19 protein-coding genes are annotated in these 19,150 nt (G+C 73.6%); 9 read left to right on the plus strand and 10 right to left on the minus strand.

The window, feature by feature from the left end; translation table 11 throughout:
• Positions 1-359 precede the first annotated feature (359 nt).
• Positions 360-1,286 (minus strand): DMT family transporter, encoded by a 927-nt coding sequence (locus CP967_RS04730; RefSeq protein ID WP_150486720.1) that lies wholly within the window; start codon positions 1,284-1,286, stop codon positions 360-362.
• Between the two features lie 257 nt (positions 1,287-1,543).
• Between CP967_RS04730 and CP967_RS04735 the strand changes: the two genes are divergently transcribed.
• On the plus strand, positions 1,544-2,188 hold the full coding sequence (locus CP967_RS04735; RefSeq protein ID WP_150486721.1) for a TetR/AcrR family transcriptional regulator: 645 nt from the start codon (positions 1,544-1,546) through the stop codon (positions 2,186-2,188).
• Between the two features lie 179 nt (positions 2,189-2,367).
• Positions 2,368-3,204 carry an aldo/keto reductase gene (locus CP967_RS04740; RefSeq protein WP_150486722.1) on the plus strand — a complete coding sequence of 279 codons (837 nt, stop codon included), beginning with the start codon at positions 2,368-2,370 and terminating at the stop codon, positions 3,202-3,204.
• 93 nt (positions 3,205-3,297) lie between these two features.
• Here the strand turns inward: CP967_RS04740 and CP967_RS04745 are convergent, their stop codons facing one another.
• Positions 3,298-3,627, minus strand: a complete 330-nt coding sequence (locus CP967_RS04745; protein WP_150486723.1) for a putative quinol monooxygenase — start codon at positions 3,625-3,627, stop codon at positions 3,298-3,300.
• 167 nt (positions 3,628-3,794) lie between these two features.
• Entirely contained in the window at positions 3,795-5,147 is a 1,353-nt protein-coding gene (allB, locus tag CP967_RS04750; protein ID WP_150486724.1) for an allantoinase AllB, read from the minus strand.
• A 624-nt stretch (positions 5,148-5,771) separates the two neighbouring features.
• Here allB and CP967_RS04755 point away from each other — a divergent pair.
• A complete protein-coding gene (locus CP967_RS04755; protein WP_150486725.1) occupies positions 5,772-6,572 on the plus strand; it encodes an IclR family transcriptional regulator in 801 nt (266 codons plus the stop codon).
• Positions 6,573-6,619: 47 nt separating this feature from the next.
• Here the strand turns inward: CP967_RS04755 and CP967_RS04760 are convergent, their stop codons facing one another.
• Together CP967_RS04760 and CP967_RS04765 are read right to left on the minus strand one after the other, a co-directional pair.
• Positions 6,620-7,303: an ABC transporter ATP-binding protein gene (locus CP967_RS04760; RefSeq protein WP_150486726.1), complete on the minus strand. Its 684-nt coding sequence runs from the start codon at positions 7,301-7,303 to the stop codon at positions 6,620-6,622.
• Positions 7,300-8,427: an ABC transporter permease gene (locus tag CP967_RS04765; RefSeq protein ID WP_150486727.1), complete on the minus strand. Its 1,128-nt coding sequence runs from the start codon at positions 8,425-8,427 to the stop codon at positions 7,300-7,302. Before CP967_RS04765 ends, CP967_RS04760 begins: the two co-directional genes overlap by 4 nt.
• Positions 8,428-8,537: 110 nt before the next feature.
• On the opposite strand from CP967_RS04765, the gene CP967_RS04770 reads away from it, so the two are divergent.
• Complete coding sequence (locus tag CP967_RS04770) at positions 8,538-9,869, plus strand: sensor histidine kinase (RefSeq protein ID WP_150486728.1); 1,332 nt, start codon at positions 8,538-8,540, stop codon at positions 9,867-9,869.
• Complete coding sequence (locus CP967_RS04775) at positions 9,866-10,516, plus strand: response regulator (RefSeq protein ID WP_150486729.1); 651 nt, start codon at positions 9,866-9,868, stop codon at positions 10,514-10,516. The genes CP967_RS04770 and CP967_RS04775 overlap by 4 nt, the downstream gene beginning before the upstream one ends.
• Before the next feature lie 115 nt (positions 10,517-10,631).
• On the opposite strand, the gene CP967_RS04780 is transcribed toward CP967_RS04775, so the two are convergent.
• Entirely contained in the window at positions 10,632-10,952 is a 321-nt protein-coding gene (locus tag CP967_RS04780) for a DUF5955 family protein (protein WP_150486730.1), read from the minus strand.
• A 227-nt stretch (positions 10,953-11,179) separates the two neighbouring features.
• Here CP967_RS04780 and CP967_RS04785 point away from each other — a divergent pair, with 227 nt between their 5' ends.
• The 3 genes from CP967_RS04785 to aceB all read left to right on the plus strand — a co-directional run bounded on the left by CP967_RS04785 (position 11,180) and on the right by aceB (position 13,638).
• Positions 11,180-11,791 carry a nucleotidyltransferase family protein gene (locus CP967_RS04785; protein WP_190175085.1) on the plus strand — a complete coding sequence of 204 codons (612 nt, stop codon included), beginning with the start codon at positions 11,180-11,182 and terminating at the stop codon, positions 11,789-11,791.
• A gap of 98 nt (positions 11,792-11,889) precedes the next feature.
• Positions 11,890-12,012: a hypothetical protein gene (locus tag CP967_RS35075; protein ID WP_280116535.1), complete on the plus strand. Its 123-nt coding sequence runs from the start codon at positions 11,890-11,892 to the stop codon at positions 12,010-12,012.
• Between the two features lie 6 nt (positions 12,013-12,018).
• Positions 12,019-13,638: a malate synthase A gene (gene aceB / locus CP967_RS04790; protein WP_150486731.1), complete on the plus strand. Its 1,620-nt coding sequence runs from the start codon at positions 12,019-12,021 to the stop codon at positions 13,636-13,638.
• A gap of 84 nt (positions 13,639-13,722) precedes the next feature.
• Here aceB and CP967_RS04795 read toward each other — a convergent pair whose 3' ends face one another.
• The 4 genes from CP967_RS04795 to CP967_RS34510 all read right to left on the minus strand — a co-directional run bounded on the left by CP967_RS04795 (position 13,723) and on the right by CP967_RS34510 (position 18,510).
• Complete coding sequence (locus CP967_RS04795; RefSeq protein ID WP_150486732.1) at positions 13,723-15,882, minus strand: cellulose binding domain-containing protein; 2,160 nt, start codon at positions 15,880-15,882, stop codon at positions 13,723-13,725.
• A 161-nt stretch (positions 15,883-16,043) separates the two neighbouring features.
• Entirely contained in the window at positions 16,044-16,268 is a 225-nt protein-coding gene (locus tag CP967_RS04800) for a hypothetical protein (protein ID WP_150486733.1), read from the minus strand.
• A 24-nt stretch (positions 16,269-16,292) separates the two neighbouring features.
• A complete protein-coding gene (locus CP967_RS33855) occupies positions 16,293-16,454 on the minus strand; it encodes a hypothetical protein (RefSeq protein ID WP_167535329.1) in 162 nt (53 codons plus the stop codon).
• Positions 16,455-16,644: 190 nt separating this feature from the next.
• A complete protein-coding gene (locus CP967_RS34510) occupies positions 16,645-18,510 on the minus strand; it encodes an eCIS core domain-containing protein (protein ID WP_229888369.1) in 1,866 nt (621 codons plus the stop codon).
• A gap of 315 nt (positions 18,511-18,825) precedes the next feature.
• Between CP967_RS34510 and CP967_RS04815 the strand changes: the two genes are divergently transcribed.
• On the plus strand, positions 18,826-19,080 hold the full coding sequence (locus tag CP967_RS04815; RefSeq protein WP_190175084.1) for a DUF6332 family protein: 255 nt from the start codon (positions 18,826-18,828) through the stop codon (positions 19,078-19,080).
• The last annotated feature ends 70 nt before the right edge of the window (positions 19,081-19,150 follow it).

The following is a 19,150-nucleotide window of genomic DNA, read 5'->3' on the forward strand; positions in this document are numbered from 1 at the left end:
ACAAAACCCGCCGCTCCGGCGCGGATGGCCCGCAGCACCCGCTCGTCGGCGCGGAAGGCGGTGAGGACGACGGCTCCGGGGCCCCGGGTGGACTCCGCGGCGCTTCGGCCGCGGCCGGCCCGTCCGCGCCGGGCTTCGGGATGTCCATCAGTACGGCGCCGGAGCGGGGCCGGGCCACCGGTTCCGCGGCCTGCGGACCGCCGGCACCCTCACCGGCGATGCCGATGCCGCCGGCGCCGCCGGCCCTCAGGGCGAGCCCTGCTCCGGCGGGCGGGTCGGCGGCGACGGGCAGCCGGACGGGCGGGGGCCGCCGGAGGGGCGGGGCTTCCGGACCACGCCCCGGGACGGGCCGGGAGCGGTCAGGGGCTTCCCGCCGCGCTGCGCCGCCCCCAGGCGGTGCCCGCCAGGACCAGCAGCGCGCCCAGTGCTCCGAGGACGCCGAGCCGTTCGCCGCCGATCGCGATGCCGACGGCCGCGGCCCACAGCGGTTCCGTACCGAGCAGCAGGCTGACCCGGGACGGGGAGGTGCGGCGTACGGACCACATCTGGACGAAGAAGGCGAACAGCGTGCAGAAGACGGAGAGGAAGGCGAGCCCCGCCCATTCGGCCGCGCCGAAGTCCGCGGCGACCGCCCAGGGCGAGGGGCCGGTCCCGGGCAGCGCGGCCAGTACGGCGAAGACGGCGACGGCGCTGCCGAGCTGCACCGTCGTCAGGGACAGCGAGTCCGCGTCCTGAACGGCTTTGATGCGGGCCATGGCCAGGACGTGGACCGTGCGCGCCAGGGCGGCGAGCAGCATCAGCAGGTCGCCGCCCGAGGGGCTGGTGAAGCCTCCGCCCTGGGTCAGCAGCACCACACCGGCGACGGAGAGTCCGGCCGCGGCCAGGAAGGCCCGGGGCGGGCGGACCCGGGTCACGGCGGCCTCGGCGAGCGGGGTGAAGATCATGGTGAGGCTGATGATGAGGCCGGCGTTGGTGGCGGAGGTGTGGACGAGGCCGTACGTCTCCAGCAGGAAGATCCCGCCGAGCACCAGTCCCAGCAGTCCGGCGCCCCGCCACTGGGGTGCGCTCAGCGCCGCCAGCCTGCGCAGGCCCGCCGCGGCGAGGACGGGGAGCACGATCGCGAAGCGGAGCACGAGGACGGCGATCACCGTGTGGGCGGTCGTGATGCCCTTGGCCGCGAGATAGCTGGCGCCCCAGACCACGGCGACGAGCAGTACGGGGACGTCCGTGACCCAGGCGGGGCGGGCGGGGGCGGGGGTGACGGCGGGCAGCGCGGCCGAGGACACGTGGTGCTCCTGATTCTCCGGAGCCCCGGAGCTGCCCGAGGGGGCGGGGGGCACGGCGGGAAACGGTGTCGAGACCTCTCCGGCTCGCACGGGACGATCACCGTATCCGAACGTGCGCACCGATCGGGAACCTCCGTCCAGGGGGCGGACCCGTCCGCCCTCCCGCCGGGCTCCCCCACCCGGGAGTTGGCGCGGAGAGGGTGCCGGTCCCTCCTAGAATGCCGGTCTTGAGAAGTTCGCGGACACGGAGTTGGCATATGGGTGCAGAGCGGCCGGACGGACGGGTCGAGCGAGGGAACCAGACGCGGCAGCTGGTCCTGACGCGCGCGGTCCAGGTCGCCTCGACGGAGGGCCTGGAGGGCCTGTCGCTCGGGCGGCTGGCCCTGGAACTGAAGTTGAGCAAGAGCGGTGTGTTCGCCCTGTTCGGTTCCAAGGAGGAGCTTCAGCTGGCCACCGTGCGGGCCGCGGTGGCGATCTTCGTCGACCATGTACTGACCCCGACCAGGGCCGTCGCCCCGGGTCTGGGCCGGGTGTGGCGCATGTGCGAGAGCTGGCTCACCTATTCACGCACCCGGGTCTTCAGGGGCGGCTGCTTCTTCTACGCCACCATCGCGGAGTTCGACGCCCGCAAGGGCAAGGTCCACGACGCCCTCGCGGCCACGCAGACGGGGTGGGTGACCTTCGTGGAGGAGATCCTGGAGGAGGCCCGGGTACGGGAGGAGATCGCGGCGGACACGGACGTCCACCAGCTGGCCTTCGAGCTGATCGCGTTCATGGAACTGGCGAACGCCGAGTCGGTGCTGCACGACAACGCTCCCGGGTACACCAAGGCGGCGCGGGCGATCCTGGGGCGGCTGCGGGCCGTCGCGACGGACACCTCGGACCTGCCGCCGATGCCCTGAAGGGAAAAATTCGCACGACCGTTCGTGTAGTCATGCGTTCCCCTCCGGGTCCGCGCCCCCACCGGCACGGACCGTTCCGCCCGTGGGAACTCACCGGCGCGCCCGGTGCGGTCCTCGCCGCCCCTTCCCGCACCGCCCTACGCTGGGCGCGACCACACCGCGAACGAAAAGGGAGACCCATGCCCGCGACCCCGCCCCCGGTCCGCACCCTCGACGGCGGCCACGCCCTGCCCGCCGTGGGTCTCGGCACCTGGCCGCTCGACGACGCGGCGGCCCAGGAGGCCGTCTCCGGCGCGCTGGGGCTCGGTTACCGGCTGGTGGACACGGCGCTGAACTACGGGAACGAGACCGGCACCGGACGGGGCATCGCCAGGAGCGGGGTGCCGCGCGAGGAGGTCTTCGTGACGACGAAGGTGCCGGGACGGCACCACGGTTACGAGGAGACCCTGGCCTCCTTCGAGGAGTCCCGGAGCAATCTCGGGCTCGACTACGTCGACCTCTACCTCATCCACTGGCCGCTGCCCCGGGTGGACCGCTACGTGGACACCTGGAAGGCGATGATCAAACTGCGCGAGGACGGCCTCGTGCGCTCGATCGGCGTCTCCAACTTCACCGCCGGGCACCTGGACCGGCTGGAGCGGGAGACCGGGGTGCTGCCCGCCGTGAACCAGATCGAGCTGCATCCGCTGCTGCCGCAGGAGGAGTTGCGGAAGGTGCACGCGGCGAAGGGCATCGTCACGGAGAGCTGGAGCCCGCTGGCCCGGGGACGCCAGGTGCTCGACGCGCCGGAGGTCGTGGCGGCGGCCGAGGCCCACGGGGTGACGCCGGCCCAGGTGGTCCTGCGCTGGCACGTCCAGCTGGACGCGGTGCCGATCCCGAAGTCGGCCGACCCCGGGCGGCAGCGGCAGAACCTCGACCTGTTCGGGTTCGAGCTGACACCCGGGGAGATGACGGCGATCGGGTCCCGCCCACCGCACCGCTTCGGCGGCGACCCGGAGACCCACGAGGAGTTCTGAGGGCCCCGGGGAGCCCTGACGGGCGGCGCGGCCCGGGGCCGGGAGCCGCGCCGCCGGGGCCGGGCTGCGCGGCACCCGGCGCCCGCCCGGCGCTCAGCGGTTACGCGGGGTGACCTCGGCCATCCGCGACCAGTCGTCGCCGGGCACCTGGACGTTGATGATCTCCGGGATCTCCGCGACGAGTTCGGACATCGTGTCGATCGCCGCCTTGAAGTGGTCGGAGTTCACGTGCGCCACGCCGGCCTCCTCGTCGGCGAAGGCTTCGAGCAGGACGAACTGGTCCGGGTTCTCCACGCTGTAGGACCACTCGAAGAAGAGGTTGCCCGGCTCCTGGCGGGTGGCGAGGGTGAAGGCGTCGACCGCCGGAAGCCAGTTGTCGCGCTCGGCGGCGCGGACGGTGAACTTGACGGCGATGAAGATCATGAAGGCTCCCTGATCGGTCGGGTACGGGCCCGACCAGGCTGCCACAGGGTCACACAGCGGACAGGAGCGGCACACCCGTACGCCGTCGGCCCGCTCCCCCGCCCGGACCCGGGCGCACCGGCCGGCGTACGGGTCCGTGCCGCCGGTGGAGCGGGGGCGCGGGGCGGTCAGCGGTCCCTTTCGAGGAGACGGCCGGCGGGCGCGGCGAGTCCGCCGCCGTCGGCGATCCGCCGGCCGCGCAGCCAGGTGGACCTGACCACGCCGTACAGGGTCCGGCCCGCGTAGGCGGTGACCTGGTTGCGGTGGTGCAGCGCGGCGGGGTCGACGGTGAAGGCGGCGTCGGGGTCCAGGACGGCGAAGTCGGCGTCGCGGCCGGGTTCGACGGCGCCCTTGCGGGTGAGTCCGGCGAGGGCGGCGGGGGCGGCGGACATCCAGCGGGCGATGTCGTCGAGGGTGTGGCCGCGCCTGCGCGCCTCGGTCCAGACGGCGGGCAGACCGAGCTGGAGGGAGGAGATCCCGCCCCAGGCGGAGGCGAAGTCGGGTGTCTTGAGGTCGGTGGTGCAGGGCGAGTGGTCCGAGACGACGCAGTCGATGGTGCCGTCGGCGAGCCCGGCCCAGAGCGCGTCCTGGTTGGCCGCTTCCCGGATGGGCGGGCAGCACTTGAACTCCGTGGCACCGTCCGGCACTTCCTCCGCCGTCAGGGTGAGGAAGTGCGGGCAGGACTCGACGGTGACGCGTACGCCGTCGCGTTTGGCCGCGGCGATCAGCGGCAGGGCGTCGCCGGAGGAGAGGTGCAGGACGTGGATCCGGGCGTCCAGCCGCCGGGCGTGGGCGATGAGTCCCTCGATCGCGGTGTTCTCGGCGTCGCGCGGCCGGGAGGCCAGGAAGTCGGCGTAGGCGGGCCCGCTTCGCCGGGGCGCGGACGAGAGGTGGCCGGGGTCCTCGGCGTGGACGATCAGAAGGCCGCCGAATCCGGCGATCTCGGCCATGGCGCGGGCCAGTTGCTCCTGGTCCAGCTCGGGGAACTCATCGACTCCGGACGGCGAGAGGAAGCACTTGAAGCCGAAGACCCCGGCTTCGTACAGGGGACGCAGGTCCTTGGTGTTGGCGGGGACGGCGCCGCCCCAGAACCCGGTGTCGATGTGCGCCTTGGGGGCGGCCACCGCCTGTTTGGTGCGCAGGTGGCCGACGGTGGTGGTCGGGGGGAGGGAGTTGAGGGGCATGTCCAGCAGGGTGGTGATGCCCCCGGCCGCGGCGGCGCGGGTGGCGGTCCAGAAGCCCTCCCACTCGGTGCGGCCGGGGTCGTTCACATGGACGTGGGTGTCGACCAGTCCCGGCAGGACGACGTCGTCGCCGAAGTCCTCCTCCCGGGCGCCGGGCACGTCCGCGTCGTAGGGCAGGACGGCCTCGATCACCTCTCCCGCCACGACGACCGCCGCGGCGCGGGTGCCCTCGGGGGTGACGACGCGCGTCGAGCGCAGTACCAGCTTCGCGTCCGTCTCCGGCTGCGTATCGGACACCCGTGCTCCTCACTCGGACCTGGCGGGCCCCGGGGCCCGACGACCTGTTGGATCCCGTCCGCCGGGGGCGGTGGGACAGCTCTCACGACCTCGCCCGGAAGGGGCGGGAGGATCGATTTCAACGAACTGTTGAAGGAGTCTTCACTCGCCGGACCGGCCCGTCAAGACCTCTCCCCCTCCCCCTCGGGCCGAGCGCATCAGGCGCGCCGACGACTGGCCGTTTCCACAAAGTAAAAGACCGATTTCGCCTGACGGAACGTAGGATGGTCCAGGGCGGCGTCGCCGGGCAGGTGCCGACCCGCCGCGCAGGAGCGCCGGCACCGGGGCGGAACAGGTCCTGACCGGCGAGGACGCCGCACCGGGAGCAGTGGGCCGATCGGGAACAGCCCGGTAGGGTGCTGCCTCAGAGTTGTCCCGCGATCCCGGCGGGCACACGACGACAGCAACGGCGCCTCGCGACGTCGCCGGGACGTCCGTATACATCCGGTATGCGAGCGTCCCCCGCCTTGCGACGCCCCCCGCGGCCCGGACGGCGTGGGAGGTGCCCCACCGTCCGACGCCGCGTGCCGATCCGCCACGGGTCCAGGGCCGACCCTTCGCCTCCGCTTCGAAAGGACCGTTGACGTGCCGCCGTCCCACGCCAGCACTTCCGACTCCAAGCCCGCCGGCGCCAGTGGCGGGGTGCAATCCCTCGAGCGCGCCTTCGACCTGCTGGAGCGCATGGCGGATGCCGGGGGCGAGGTCGGGCTCAGCGAACTCTCCGCGAGCAGCGGTCTCCCGCTCCCCACCATCCACCGCCTGATGCGCACGCTGGTGCTCTGCGGGTACGTACGCCAGCAGCCCAACCGCCGTTACGCGCTGGGTCCGCGTCTGATCCGGCTCGGTGAGTCCGCGTCCCGGCTCCTGGGCACATGGGCGCGCCCGTACCTCCAGCGGCTGGTGGAGGAGACCGGCGAGACCGCCAACATGGCCCTGCTCGACGGTGACGAGATCGTGTACGTCGCCCAGGTGCCGTCGAAGCACTCCATGCGGATGTTCACCGAGGTGGGCCGCCGGGTGCTGCCGCACTCCACCGGGGTGGGGAAGGCCCTGCTCGCCGACACCCCCGCGGACGAGGTGCGCGCTCTGCTGGCCCGTACGGGCATGCCGGCGGCGACCGAGAAGACGATCACCACTCCGGACGGTTTCCTGGACGCGCTGGAGCAGGTGCGCCGGGCCGGGTACGCGGTGGACGACAACGAACAGGAGATCGGGGTGCGCTGCCTCGCGGTGTCGGTGCCCGACTCCCCCACGTCGGCGGCGATCTCCATCTCGGGTCCGGCGGGCCGGGTGACGGAGGCGGCGACGGAGCGGATCGTCCCGATCCTCCAGCAGACCGCCAGGGAGCTCTCCGCCGCCCTGGCCAGCAGCGGCACCGCCGGCTGAACCGCCCGGCGCGGGCCGCTGCGGGCCCCGTGCCCCGGCGGCGGGCGTCAGGCCGTGCGCCCCCCGGCGGTGAGGCGGCCGTCCTCCATGGTCACCGTGGTGTCCGCCCGGTCCGGGTGGGTCCGGTCATGGGTGACCAGGACGGTGGCCGTCGCGCGCTCCCGGGTGAGCGCGAGCAGCAGGCCGAGCACCGCGGCTCCCCGCTCGTGGTCGAGCGCGCTGGTCGGCTCGTCCACGAGGAGGACCGCGGGCTCGTTCATCAGGGCGCGGGCGATGTTGACCCGCTGGCGCTGGCCGCCGGACAGCTGGTGGGGTCTGCGGTCGGCCTGGCCGGACAGGCCGACCGCGTCGAGCAGTTCCTCCGCCCGGCCGCGGGCGGCCCGGGGCCGGATGCCCGACAGGTGGGCCATCACCTGCACCTGTTCGACGGCGGTCAGGGACGGCAGCAGGTTCGGCTGCTGGAAGACGACGCCGATGCGCTCCCGGCGCAGGGCCGCCTGCTCGGCACGGCTGAGCCCGGTCGTCTCCGTACCGGCGACGACGACGCGTCCGCGGTCGGGGGCGACCAGCGTCGCGGCGACCGCGAGCAGGCTGGACTTGCCCGAGCCGGACGGTCCGACGACCGCGGTGAGCGTGCCGGCCGGGACCTCCAGCGAGACCCGGTCGAGTGCGGTGAGCCGGGCGTCCCCGTCGGGGTAGGTGAGGGTGACGTCGGTGAGGGTGAGGGTCATCGGGCACTTCCGAGTGCGGTGAGCGGGTCGACGGCGGTGATCCGCCGGATGGACAGGGCGGCCCCGAGTGCCCCGAGGGCGGTCATGACGCCGGCCGGCACGAGGACCGTGGAGAGGTCCAGGACGAACGGCACGGCGCCGCTCTCCGGATCCTGTCCCGCACCGCCGATCAGCGCGCCGGTGCCGGCCGCGAGCGCGGCGCCCGCGGCGGTACCGGCGACGAGCATCACGACGGCCTGTCCGAGCGCGTCGCGCAGCAGATAGGGGGTGGAGGCGCCGAGCGCCTTCAGTACGGCGACGTCCCCGCTGCGCTGGATCGTCCAGACCGTGAAGAACGCGCCGACGACCAGGGCGGAGATGGCGAAGAGGAAGCCGCGCATCAGTTGCAGCGAACCGTTCTCGGCCTGGTAGGAGCCGATCGCGGTGAGGGAGTCGGCCAGGGTCAGGGTGGAGGTGCCGGCCGCCTCGTCGCCGGCCGGGACATCGGCGCCGGCGTCCGTGGTCAGGGCGATCACCGTGGCCCGCGTACCGCCCCGGTCCCCCTGCGCCTCACGCGCCCCGCCGCCCGCCGCCAGCCGCTGCCAGTCCTCCAGGGTGGTCCACACCACCGGTGTGTGGCTGTACGAGGCGTCACCGGTGACCGCGCCGACGCGCAGTCCGGTGCCGCCCAGGGTGACGGTGTCGCCGGGGCCGGCGCCGAGTGCGGCGGCGGCCCCCGTGGAGAGCACCGCCCGCCCGGGGCCGACCGTTCCGGGCGCGAGTCCGCCGCCGGGGCGTACCCCGAAGGCGGAGACGGCGGCGGTGCGCCCCTGGTCACCGGACTCCGCGTTCAGCGTCCGGATGCCGAGGGGCTCGGCGGCGCTGACGCCGGGGCGCCCGGCCCAGGTGCGCCACGCCTCCTGGGGGACGGCCGAGTCGGTGAACGACACCGACCGGCCGTCCGGCGGGGCGGCGAACGCGATGCGGTCGGCGTCCAGTCCGGTGACGGCCGAGGTGTTCTCCCTGGCCAGGCCGGCCGTCAGCCCGGACAGCAGTCCCACGAGCAGGGTGATCAGTACGACCACCGTGCCCATCAGCGCGAACCGGCCCTTGGCGAACCGTAGGTCTCTCCATGCGACGAACATGCCTCCAGCCTCGGGCGCCCGGCGCCCGGCGGCATCGGACGCCGGACGGGGCGGACATCAACCTTTCGGTTGACCGCCCGGGTCTTCGCCGCCTCTACCCTGGAATGACCATGAATGCCCGTTCGCACACCCCTGTCACCACCGGACTGCGGCTCTGCCTGCACGGCCTGCTGGTGGGGCTGCTCGTCCTCGCGGCGGCCCGCGCGGCCGGCGGGCACGCACCGCGTTCCACGGCCGTCGTCGTCCTGGCGGGTGTGATGGCGGTGCTGTACGGGGCGGGGGTGGCGGCCCGTTCCGTACAGCCGCGCACCCGGGCCTCGGCGCTGTGGCTGGCCGGGCTGGGGGCGGTCTGGCTGTCGCTGCTCGCCCTGTCGCCGGACGCCCTGTGGGTGGCCTTCCCGCTGTACTTCCTCCAGCTGCACCTGCTTCCGGCCCACTGGGGCCTGCCCGCGGTGGCGGCCACCGCCGCCGCGGCGATCAGCGGCTTCCTGCTGCACGGCCAGGAGATCACCCCGGGGACGTTCGTCGGACCGCTGCTGGGGGCGGCGGTGGCGGTGGCGACCGTGCTCGGGTACGAGGCGCTGTTCCGGGAGAGCGAACGGCGCCGGGAGCTCATCGAGGAGCTGGTCTCCACCCGGGCGGAGCTCGCCGCCGCGGAACGCACCGCGGGCACCCTGGCCGAGCGGGAACGGCTGGCCAGGGAGATCCACGACACCCTGGCCCAGGGGCTGTCCAGCATCCAGTTGCTGCTGCGGGCCGCGGAGCACACCCTGCCGGACGACGCGCCGGCCGCCGCCCACGTACGGCGGGCCCGGGAGGCGGCCCAGGAGAACCTCGCCGAGGCCCGGCGCTTCGTACGGGCCCTGACACCTCCCGACCTGGAGCACGGTTCGCTGGCCGGTGCCCTGGCCCGGCTGTCGGCCCGTACCCGCACGCCGGACCTCGCGGTCCGGTTCGCGGTCAGCGGCACGCCGGTGGAACTGCCCACGCCGTACGAGGTGGCGCTGCTGCGTACCGCGCAGTCGGCGCTGGCCAACACGGTGCGGCACGCGGACGCGCGGCGGGCGGAGGTCACGCTGACCTACATGGACACCTCGGTCTGCCTGGACGTGGTCGACGACGGCCGGGGTTTCGACGGCGGCCTGGATCCCGGCAGCGGCCGGGGCTTCCACGGGAGCCGTAGCAGGCCCCCGGACGGCGGCCACGGGACGGACGGCCACGGCGGCCACGGCGGCCACGGCGGCCACGGGCCGGACGGTGTCCGGGAGGGGCGTGGCGCGCGCGAGGACCGCGGCGGTTTCGGGCTTCCGGCGATGCGGGCGCGGGCCCGTTCGCTCGGCGGCACGCTCAGTGTGGAGTCCGCTCCCGGCCAGGGCACGGCCGTCGCGGTCACCCTGCCGCTGCCCGCCGCCACCACCTCCCCCGGAAGGAGCGCCGCGTGACCTCCCCCGGCTCCCGCCCCGCCCCCGTCAGGCTCCTGCTCGCCGACGACCATCCCGTCGTGCGGGCGGGGCTGCGCGCCGTACTGGACACCGAACCGGATTTCGAGGTGTCGGCGGAGGCCGCCACCGCCGAGCGGGCCGTGGCCCTCGCCGCGACCGGTGCCTTCGACGTCGTCCTGATGGATCTCCAGTTCGGTGCGGGCATGCACGGAGCCGAGGCGACGGAGGCGATCACGGCCGCTCCCGGGGCGCCCCGCGTGCTCATCCTCACTACCTACGAGTCGGATGCCGACATCCTGGCCGCGGTCGAGGCGGGCGCGGCCGGCTACCTGCTCAAGGACGCCCCTCCCGAGGAGCTGGCGGCAGCCGTCCGGACCGCCGCCGCGGGCCGTTCGGCGCTCGCCCCGGCGGTCGCGCACCGGCTGATGAACCGGATGCGGACGCCCGCCCGGGCGCTGACCAAGCGCGAGCTGGAGGTGCTCCAGCTGGTGGGCGAGGGGCTGTCCAACCAGCAGATCAGCAAACGCCTCTTCCTGAGCCAGGCGACGGTGAAGTCCCATCTGGTGCACATCTACGCCAAGCTGGGCGTCGACTCGCGTACGTCGGCGGTCGCGGCGGCCACCGCGCGCCGGCTGATCCGCCGCTGACCGGGCCGGCACCGGCGTCCGCACCGCCCCGGCGGCCCGGCGGCCCGGCGGGGGCGCGTACCGGACCCGGTGGCCGTCAGGACGGTGCGGTGACGCGGTGGTGCGACGGCGGCGGCTACCGGCGGGGCGGCTCGCCGAAGAGGTCGACGGCGACGCGTACCTCCCGCAGTCCGCCGGCCAGGGCACTGACCGAGCCGATCGAGCCCGCGACCAGCAGTAGCGAGCGCCGCAGCCGGGGGATCTCAAGTACCCCGGCGAGCGCCATCGCGTCCAGCGCCGCCAGTTCGTCCTCGGCTATGCCCCGGTCCGGGAACTCGGCCGGGTGACCGGCCAGTTCGCGGCGGAGCCGGGACACGGCCGCTCGCAGCCCGGCCACCCGGGGGTCCGTACCGCCGTCGTTGCCGGTCAACCGCTCCCGCCCCACGCTTCGCAACAAAGGACTCCCCCTCGCACGTCTTCGTGCCGGTGCTCCGACCTGGCGAATGAACCCCGGACCACGGTCAACTGCCCGGAGTAGTGGGCAAGTTAACGCCATGACGGGCAGTGTGCGCCACCGTGCGGACAGAGATCGGAGCTCCGCCCCCGCGGACGGCGGGGCACCGTCGGCGCCCGGGGGCGAGCACCCTTCCGCCCGCGGGCGCGCGGCAGTGGTATCCAGGGCACATGGCTCAGACACGACAAGATCCCGTGGTCGCCGGAGTAGTGCTCGCCGCGGGCGGCGGGCGCAGACTCGGCGGCCGGCCGAAGGCCCTCCTGGTCCACCACGGCCGCCCCCTGGTCGAGCACGCGGCCCGGGCCCTGCGGGACGGGGGCTGCGGCCCCGTCCATGTGGTGCTCGGCGCCGCCGCCGGGGAGGTGCGGGCCACGGCCGGCCTGGCGGGGTACGGCGTGACCGTGAACCCCGCGTGGGAGGAGGGGATGGGCTCCTCGCTCCGGGCGGGTCTCGCCGCGCTGGCCGGCACGGACGGGCCGGTGGACGCGGCGCTCGTCGTCCTGGTCGACCAGCCGGGCATCGGTGCGCGGGCGGTGGCACGGGTGCGGTCCGCGTACCGGGACCGGATGACGCTGGCGGCCGGGGCGTACGACGGGGAGCGCGGCCATCCGGTGCTGTTCGGGGCCGGCCGGTGGGAGGGGGTCGCCGAGGCCGCCGTCGGGGACCAGGGGGCGCGGGCGTATCTGCGGGCGCACCGCGACGCGCTCACCCTGGTGGAGTGCGGGGACGTGGCGCAGGCCTTCGACATCGACACGCCCGGGGACCTCGGGCGTCTGGCGTGAGGCCCGGCACCGGCCTTCTGTCGACCCGGAGAATCTCGATATCAACAAAACATTGAACTTCCACCATGAGGAAACTAATATCCACTGATCAGAAGCCCATGGTTCCGTTCCGGGACCCGGGCACCACCGCGCGGCCGTATCCCGGAGCCCTGGCACCCCGTGCCGTCCTGGGCGACCCGGCGGCCGTGGGTGGCGCCGTACCGCCCTCGCTGAAGGAGTGACAGCTCATGTCCGCACCAGCGCCGTCCCCGCTGGCCATCGTCGACGCCGAGCCCCTGCCGAGGCAGGACGAGGTCCTGACCGATGCGGCCCTCGCGTTCGTGGCCGAGCTGCACCGGCGGTTCACCCCCCGGCGTGACGAACTGCTCGCCCGCAGGAGCGAGCGGCGCGCCGAGATCGCCCGCACCTGCTCCCTGGACTTCCTGCCCGGGACCGAGGCGATCCGGGTGGACGACACCTGGAAGGTCGCCCCGGCTCCGGCCGCGCTCGACGACCGCCGGGTCGAGATCACCGGCCCCACCGACCGCAAGATGACGATCAACGCCCTGAACTCGGGCGCGAAGGTCTGGCTCGCCGACTTCGAGGACGCGTCCGCCCCCACCTGGGAGAACGTGGTCACCGGCCAGCTCAACCTGATCGACGCCTACACCCGGAACATCGACTTCACCGACCCGGTGTCGGGCAAGTCCTACGCACTGAAGCCGGCCGGGGAGCTCGCGACCGTCGTCACCCGCCCGCGCGGCTGGCACCTGGACGAGCGCCACCTCCAGCTGGACGGCACCCCGGTGCCCGGCGCGCTGGTCGACTTCGGCCTGTACTTCTTCCACAACGCCCAGCGCCTCATCGACCTCGGCAAGGGCCCGTACTTCTACCTCCCGAAGACGGAGTCGCACCTGGAGGCCCGCCTCTGGAACGACGTCTTCGTCTTCGCCCAGGACTACGCCGGCATCCCGCAGGGCACGGTCCGCGCGACCGTCCTGATCGAGACGATCACCGCCGCGTACGAGATGGAGGAGATCCTCTACGAGCTGCGCGACCACGCCTCCGGGCTGAACGCCGGCCGCTGGGACTACCTCTTCTCCATCGTCAAGAACTTCCGTGACGGCGGGGCGAAGTTCGTCCTCCCGGACCGCAACCTGGTCACGATGACCGCCCCGTTCATGCGCGCCTACACCGAGCTACTGGTCCGCACCTGCCACAAGCGGGGCGCGCACGCGATCGGCGGCATGGCGGCCTTCATCCCGTCACGGCGGGACGCCGAGGTCAACAAGGTCGCCTTCGAGAAGGTCAAGGCGGACAAGGACCGGGAGGCGAACGACGGTTTCGACGGCTCCTGGGTCGCCCACCCCGACCTGGTCCCGATCGCGATGGAGTCCTTCGACGCGGTCCTCGGCGACAAGCCGAACCAGAAGGACCGGCTGCGTGAGGACGTCTCGGTGTCGGCCGGCGACCTGATCGCCATCGACACCCTGGACGCCGAGCCCTCGTACGACGGGCTGCGCAACGCGGTCGCGGTCGGCATCCGCTACATCGAGGCATGGCTCCGGGGCATGGGCGCCGTCGCCATCTTCAACCTGATGGAGGACGCGGCCACCGCGGAGATCTCCCGTTCGCAGATCTGGCAGTGGATCAACGCGGACGTGGTCTTCGAGAACGGCGAACACGCCACGGCCGACCTGGCCCGCGCGGTCGCCGCCGAGGAACTGGCCGCGATCCGCCGGGAGATCGGCGACGAGGCCTACGCGGCCGGCAAGTGGCAGCAGGCCCACGACCTCCTCCTCCAGGTCTCCCTGGACGAGGACTACGCGGACTTCCTGACCCTCCCCGCGTACGAGCAGCTGGGCTGAGCCCGCCCGTCACCTCCGGTGCGCGGCAGGCCTCCCGCGTACCGGTGGCCCGCCCCTTCAGCGGGGCGGGCCACCGGGGGTGGATCAGGAGGTGCGGCAGACCGTGCCGTTGAGGGTGAACGCCGTCGGTGCGGGGTTGGCGCCGTCGTTGGCCCCGACGAAGCCGAAGGTGGCCGTGGAGCCGCCACGCGGGGCCAGTTCGGCGTTGGCGCCGTTGTCGGTCACATGGACGCGCGTGCCCGAGCCGGTGACGTTCGCGTTCCAGGAGCTCTGCACGGACTGGCCGGCGGACGGCCAGGTGAAGTCCAGGGTCCAGCCGTTGACCGGGGCGTCGCCGACGTTGGAGACCGTGACGGTGGCGACGAACCCGTTGCCCCAGCCGCTGTCCACCCGGTAGTTGACCAGGCAGCTGCTGTCACGCGGAGCCGTGGTGGCGAAGGTCAGCGGCTCGGAGGGGCGCGAGAGGCGGCCGTCGGCGTCCCGGGCGAGGACGTTGACCGTGTGCTCGGAACCCGGCGGCAGGTTGTGCAGCGTCGCCGAGGCGGAGGTCGAGGTGGCGAGCAACTGGGCGTTGGTGCCCAGGTGTTCGTACACCTCGTAGCGCACCGCCTTGCCGTTCGCGGGGGCCGTCCAGCTCACCGTGGCGGTCGAGCTGCCCACGGCGGTGGTCCTCGGCGCGCCGGGCGCGCCGACCGAGGCCGCGGCGGCGTGCGGGGCGACGGTGATCGTGGTGATCGAGTACGGCGGCAGCACCTGGCCGCCCCCGGCGGTGGCGGCCACCCGGGTGACATCGGTGTCACCGCGGCCGTAACGGTGCACGACCGGCGCCTGGGCCGTGGGGGTGTATCCGGCGTAACCGATGTCCGCCGTACGGGGGTTCAGCGGGTCCTTGTTGATCAGCATCACGCTCAGCGTGCCGTCGGCCCGGTGCACGGCGTGCGCGGAGACCTGGTCGCTGTCGGTGGAGGAGGCGACCATCGTGTCACCGGGGCGCCCCAGCTCGGTCAGCGACTTGATGCCGAAGTACGGGTGGAACGGCGTGTTCACGGCCGGCTGGCAGACGTCGCCGACGCAGCCGCCGCTGGAGAGCAGGCCGAAGTCGTTGAAGTCGGTGTCGCCGTCCACCGTCCCCACCTCGGTGGGCCCGTTGTGGACGTTCCACCAGTCGACGTTGAAGACGCCGTTCTCCAGCGCCGTCATGTAGGTGTCCGCGGCGAACAGGCCGTTGGGGCGGCTGTTCATCTGGACGTTGGAGTTGACCTCGGTGAGCGCGATGCCGATCTCCGAGGAGCGGTCCCCGGCGTACCGGTCGATCTGCCGGCGGACCTCGCGGAGCTGTCCGGGCAGCCGGGCGGTCCGGTCCAGGGCCTCGTCGGCGGTGGCGCCGCCCGGGTAGGAGTGCACGATGGCGAAGTCGATCGTCCCGGCGACCGCGGACAGCACGGTGTGGTTCCAGTCGGCCGAGTCACCCGGGCCGATGATGCCGTCCGGCCAGTCGCCCGGCGTGGTCAGCACGGCGCCGATCTTGATCGTCGGGTCGACGGCCTTCATCGCCTCCGCGTAGGCGAGGACGTTGCGGGCGTACTCGCGCGGGCTCTTGTCCGGGTGGTCGTCGGCCTCCCAGCCGCTGCCGTAGTGGCCGTTGCCGTAGATCTCGTTGCCGATCTCCCAGTACTTCGCCCCGTAGCCGCGGGTGACGTTGGCGTACCGGACCCACTCGGCGGCCTCCTGCGGGGTGCCGGTGCCGTAGTTGGCGATGATCATCGGCTGGGAGCCGGAGGCGCGGACGCTGCCCATGAACTCGTCGAAGGTGGTACCGGGAGCCACGTAGCCGCCGGGGGCGGTGTGGTCCTTCCAGTGGTAGATGTCGCCGTAGGAGCCGCCCGGGTAGCGCATCACGCCGATGCCCGCCTCATCCAGCAGGCCGGTCACCTCGGGGTCGTTCATGTGCGAGTCCCAGAGCGCGTGGTTGACCCCGAACGCCGCCTTGTCGATCGTGCCGAGCCCCACCCCCGCGTTGACGAAGACCTCGACGGCCGACGCGTCGTCGGCGGCCGTCGCCGCCGCGGCCGGGTCCGCGGCGGCCCGGCCGGTCGCGGCGGGCGCCGGGGGCGCGGCGGCGAGGGCGGCGACCGCGGCCAGGGCGCAGACGAGCGCGGCGGCGGGGCGTCTGCCCGCGGTCCGTCCGGCTCTGCGGGGCGGCCGGTCCGGCCGGCCGGTGGCGGGGAGGTGAGCGAGCGGCATGACGTGTCCTCCTCGGGCGGGCGTCGCGCCGGTCGGCAGGACGCCCGGTGTGAGTGGTCGGTGTGCGCCTTCGGTACGGCACGCCCGTGGGAGCGCTCCCGCGATGATGCAGGGGAGGCATGACCACGTCAATGGTGTGGACGAGGGTGGCCCGCTTCCCGTCACCCGTGCCGCCGTGCGGCGAGCCGTTCGGCCTCCGCGTGCCACCAGGCGGGCGGCGACGGACCGGTGACGCGGGCGGCCGGCTGGTCGGGGTGCAGACCCAGCCGGCGCAGGGCCTCGGGTCGGACGCGGATCTCTACCGTGCACCGCCGGGCGCCTGTCCCGTCGTCAGGGCCGGGGTGCTGGAGGAGGTCCAGGCGGACCTCCCCGGCGGCGAACGGCATCCAGTCGACACCGCGCTCGCGCAGTCAGGCGCGAAGGGCCGCCGGCGGGCGCGGGGTGCCGGCGGTGTTCCGGTGTGCGGCGACGAGGATCCACACTTCTCCGTGGGCGGCTTCGGCGGAGGCGGAGGCGTCAAAGGCGGAGGCTTCGGCAGAGACGGAGATGGAGGCGGCGTCGGAGGCACTCATACGGCAGTGATGCCCCGGACGCGCCGTGCGACGAGGCGGGTCCTGCGGGCCGGGCCGCCCCGCCCCGCAGGCGGCAGGCGCGGCTCCGGAAGCGACCGCTCCCGACCCGCCGGGCCCCCGGCCGCACCCCCGTCGGCGGGCCACCGGCCGGAAAGCCGCGTGATCCGCCGGACAGTGCCTGCCGAGCCCGTCAGGCGGAGGGCTGCCGCAGGCGGTCCGCGGCGGTCCGCAGATCCGTCAGCCACCGGTGGTAGTTCCCGAACGTCTCGACGAAGTACTCCAGCTTGCCGATCCACTCCTCCTTGCTGTTCCCGTGCTTGCTGAGCACGGTCTGCAACGCCACCCGCGTGACACCGGAGAGGCGGACGGCCGAGTTGGTGAGTTCGTACAGCTGGGCGGCGTCCCCGGCGATGAGGATCCCGCCCGCGCCGGCGGCCACCTTCCCCTGGGCCTCGGTGACCGCGTTCTGCACGTCCTTCGGCGCCTTGCGCTTCTTGACCGCCTCACCCGCACCGGTGACGATGCCCAGGTGCTTGTGGGCCAGGCCCTTGTAGACCGCACCGGCCTGGCCGAACCTCCTGTCGCCGTCGGCCGGTTCCAGGTCGAGCGGACGGCCGGAGGTCCTGCCGATGCGCGCGTCGCTCATGTCGGTCGCGGACGCCAGGACCTCCTGGCCGAGGATCTCCCAGCCGTTCGGCCCGAAGCTCAGCATGTTCGTGACCTCGGGCAGCGTCCTGTCCGCCCCGGGGCCCATGTACTCCTCGTCGCCGAACCAGTCCATGGTGCCCTGGGCATGCTGGAACTCCAGCGCGTCCGCCATCCGGCTGCCGGGTGACTGGTAGTGCCAGGCCCGGAACATACCGGGCCCCTGGGAGCTCCCGGTGACGGCGAAGGCGCACCCGTTCATCGTGGCCGTGAAGACGAGCCCCGCGCCCGGAGCGTTCCCCGGCTCCCGCGGGATCTCCGTGTGGCCCACCTGCGTCTCGGGGTTGCTCGCGCCACCCGTGAGGTAGGGGACGTACGAGGAGTGGAGATAGCTGCTCCCGGGCTGGACGGGCGGCAGGTCCGGGTGCCCGACGAGCGCCTGCAGGAACGGGTACGCCGCCTGGTACTCCTGGTCGGCCACGTACATCTCCAGGGCCGGGGTCAGCAGGTACGCCGGGCCGGAACCCTGTCGCCGCGGGTCGGCCGTCAGGACGAACCAGTGCCGGGTGAGGCCGCCCAGGATCGCCCCGAGGCTGTCGTAGGCGGCGTTCAGGGCCGGCCGGCTCCAGCGCGCCTTCATGCCCGCCACCACGTCCATGGAGAGCATGTTGGCCGCCAGGAAGCCCCGAGGATCGGCGGTCAGGTCGTCCTCCACCGTGCGCTGCACCATGACCTCGGACGGCCCCGGGACGGTCCGGAGGGGCGCGGCCTCGTGCGCGGCGTCCTCCGTCCGGCGCTGGACCGGGGCCGGGCCCGAGACGACGCGCGCCGCGTTCGCCTCGGCTTCACGCTCGAAACGGTCGGAGGGGTCCGAGATCCGCAGCCCCGAGCCGTTGTCCGTTCCCGCGACCGGGCCCCGGCTCTGCTGGATCACATGGGTCAGCTCGTGGGCCATGGTGCGCCGGTCGGCCCCGCCCTTGCCGATGACGATGTGGTTGCCGGCGGTGTAGGCGCGGGCCCCGACCTCGGCGGCCGACGCCTGGGCGGCGGCATCGTCGTGGACCCGGACGCCGGAGAAGTCCGCGCCCATCCTGGGCTCCAGATCGGCGCGGAGGGCCGGGTCCAGCGGACGGCCGGCCCCGCGCAGCACGTCGGACACGGCCGAGCGCTGCACCGCGGGCCGCTGCGCGCTCCCGTGGCCGCAGCCCGCACCGTGCCGGTGCTCCTCCTCCTGCGCCCCCGGGTGTCCCGCCTGCCGGAGCATCTGCATGACAGCCCGGTTGCCGAGGCTCGACTGGAGCGGGAGCAGACTGCCGGCGTGCGGCGCGGCGGATGGCTGACGCCGCCCGGAGTCCGCCGCCGCTTTCGTGCCGGACCGCTCGTCCGCGTTCTCCCGGCCGCCCACTCGCACAACAAACTCCTCGCTCACTGCGGCGGTCCCCGCTCGCAACCGGATCCGGACGCGCGTCAGTGTCGGACAGCACGGGTCAACTCCGAAGCCCCACCAGGGTAGCCTGCTGGAAAGCCCCTTCAGCAGGCGGTACTTGTCCCCTCGGGCAATGCCGTTCCGGAGCCGGACAGGGGAACCGGACCGGCGGTGGAACGGAAGCCGGCCGCGCTGCGGCGGAGGCCGCCCGGAACCCTCACCACCCGCACGCGCCTCGTCCGGAACGTTCAGGAGGACGACGCGCATCCGATGGCTTGACCGCGATGTGAGACTTACGGCATGGGCAGGGGACGTGAGTCGCGGTGGGAGAAGGATGCGATGACGGTGGAGATCGTTTTCGCCCTGGTGACCGCCGCCGTGGCGGCCGGGGTGGTCTTTGCCGTCGCCTGGGCTCTCGCCCTCCTCCTCGGACTCTCCGGCTCGGCGGAGAGAGGCGTGACGGCAGGGGGCGCGCTGCTCGGAGCGGCGGCCGGAGTGTGGCGTCCGGTGCGGGTGCTGCTCCGGTTCGACGAGCAGCGCCGGATGGGCCACTGATTACAGGTCTTCCCCGGGAACGCTTCCGTGGCACCGGTGCCCTTGCGGCCCCTCGGGCCGCGCTTGAGAT

Origin of the sequence: Streptomyces nitrosporeus (assembly GCF_008704555.1) — a bacterium.
In the GTDB taxonomy this organism is placed as follows: Bacteria; Actinomycetota; Actinomycetes; order Streptomycetales; family Streptomycetaceae; genus Streptomyces; species Streptomyces nitrosporeus.

What these genes read in the sequence shown, in the direction of transcription:
- CP967_RS33855 (WP_167535329.1), bottom strand. Translation starts at nt 16,454, where the DNA reads ATGAGTGCCTCCGACGCCGCCTCCATCTCCGTCTCTGCCGAAGCCTCC.
- CP967_RS04815 (WP_190175084.1), top strand. Translation starts at nt 18,826, where the DNA reads ATGGGCAGGGGACGTGAGTCGCGGTGGGAGAAGGATGCGATGACGGTG.
- CP967_RS04735 (WP_150486721.1), top strand. Translation starts at nt 1,544, where the DNA reads ATGGGTGCAGAGCGGCCGGACGGACGGGTCGAGCGAGGGAACCAGACG.
- CP967_RS04760 (WP_150486726.1), bottom strand. Translation starts at nt 7,303, where the DNA reads ATGACCCTCACCCTCACCGACGTCACCCTCACCTACCCCGACGGGGAC.
- CP967_RS04770 (WP_150486728.1), top strand. Translation starts at nt 8,538, where the DNA reads ATGAATGCCCGTTCGCACACCCCTGTCACCACCGGACTGCGGCTCTGC.
- CP967_RS04740 (WP_150486722.1), top strand. Translation starts at nt 2,368, where the DNA reads ATGCCCGCGACCCCGCCCCCGGTCCGCACCCTCGACGGCGGCCACGCC.
- CP967_RS04765 (WP_150486727.1), bottom strand. Translation starts at nt 8,427, where the DNA reads ATGTTCGTCGCATGGAGAGACCTACGGTTCGCCAAGGGCCGGTTCGCG.
- CP967_RS35075 (WP_280116535.1), top strand. Translation starts at nt 11,890, where the DNA reads ATGGTTCCGTTCCGGGACCCGGGCACCACCGCGCGGCCGTATCCCGGA.
- CP967_RS04795 (WP_150486732.1), bottom strand. Translation starts at nt 15,882, where the DNA reads ATGCCGCTCGCTCACCTCCCCGCCACCGGCCGGCCGGACCGGCCGCCC.
- aceB (WP_150486731.1), top strand. Translation starts at nt 12,019, where the DNA reads ATGTCCGCACCAGCGCCGTCCCCGCTGGCCATCGTCGACGCCGAGCCC.
- CP967_RS04785 (WP_190175085.1), top strand. Translation starts at nt 11,180, where the DNA reads ATGGCTCAGACACGACAAGATCCCGTGGTCGCCGGAGTAGTGCTCGCC.
- CP967_RS04745 (WP_150486723.1), bottom strand. Translation starts at nt 3,627, where the DNA reads ATGATCTTCATCGCCGTCAAGTTCACCGTCCGCGCCGCCGAGCGCGAC.
- CP967_RS04800 (WP_150486733.1), bottom strand. Translation starts at nt 16,268, where the DNA reads ATGCCGTTCGCCGCCGGGGAGGTCCGCCTGGACCTCCTCCAGCACCCC.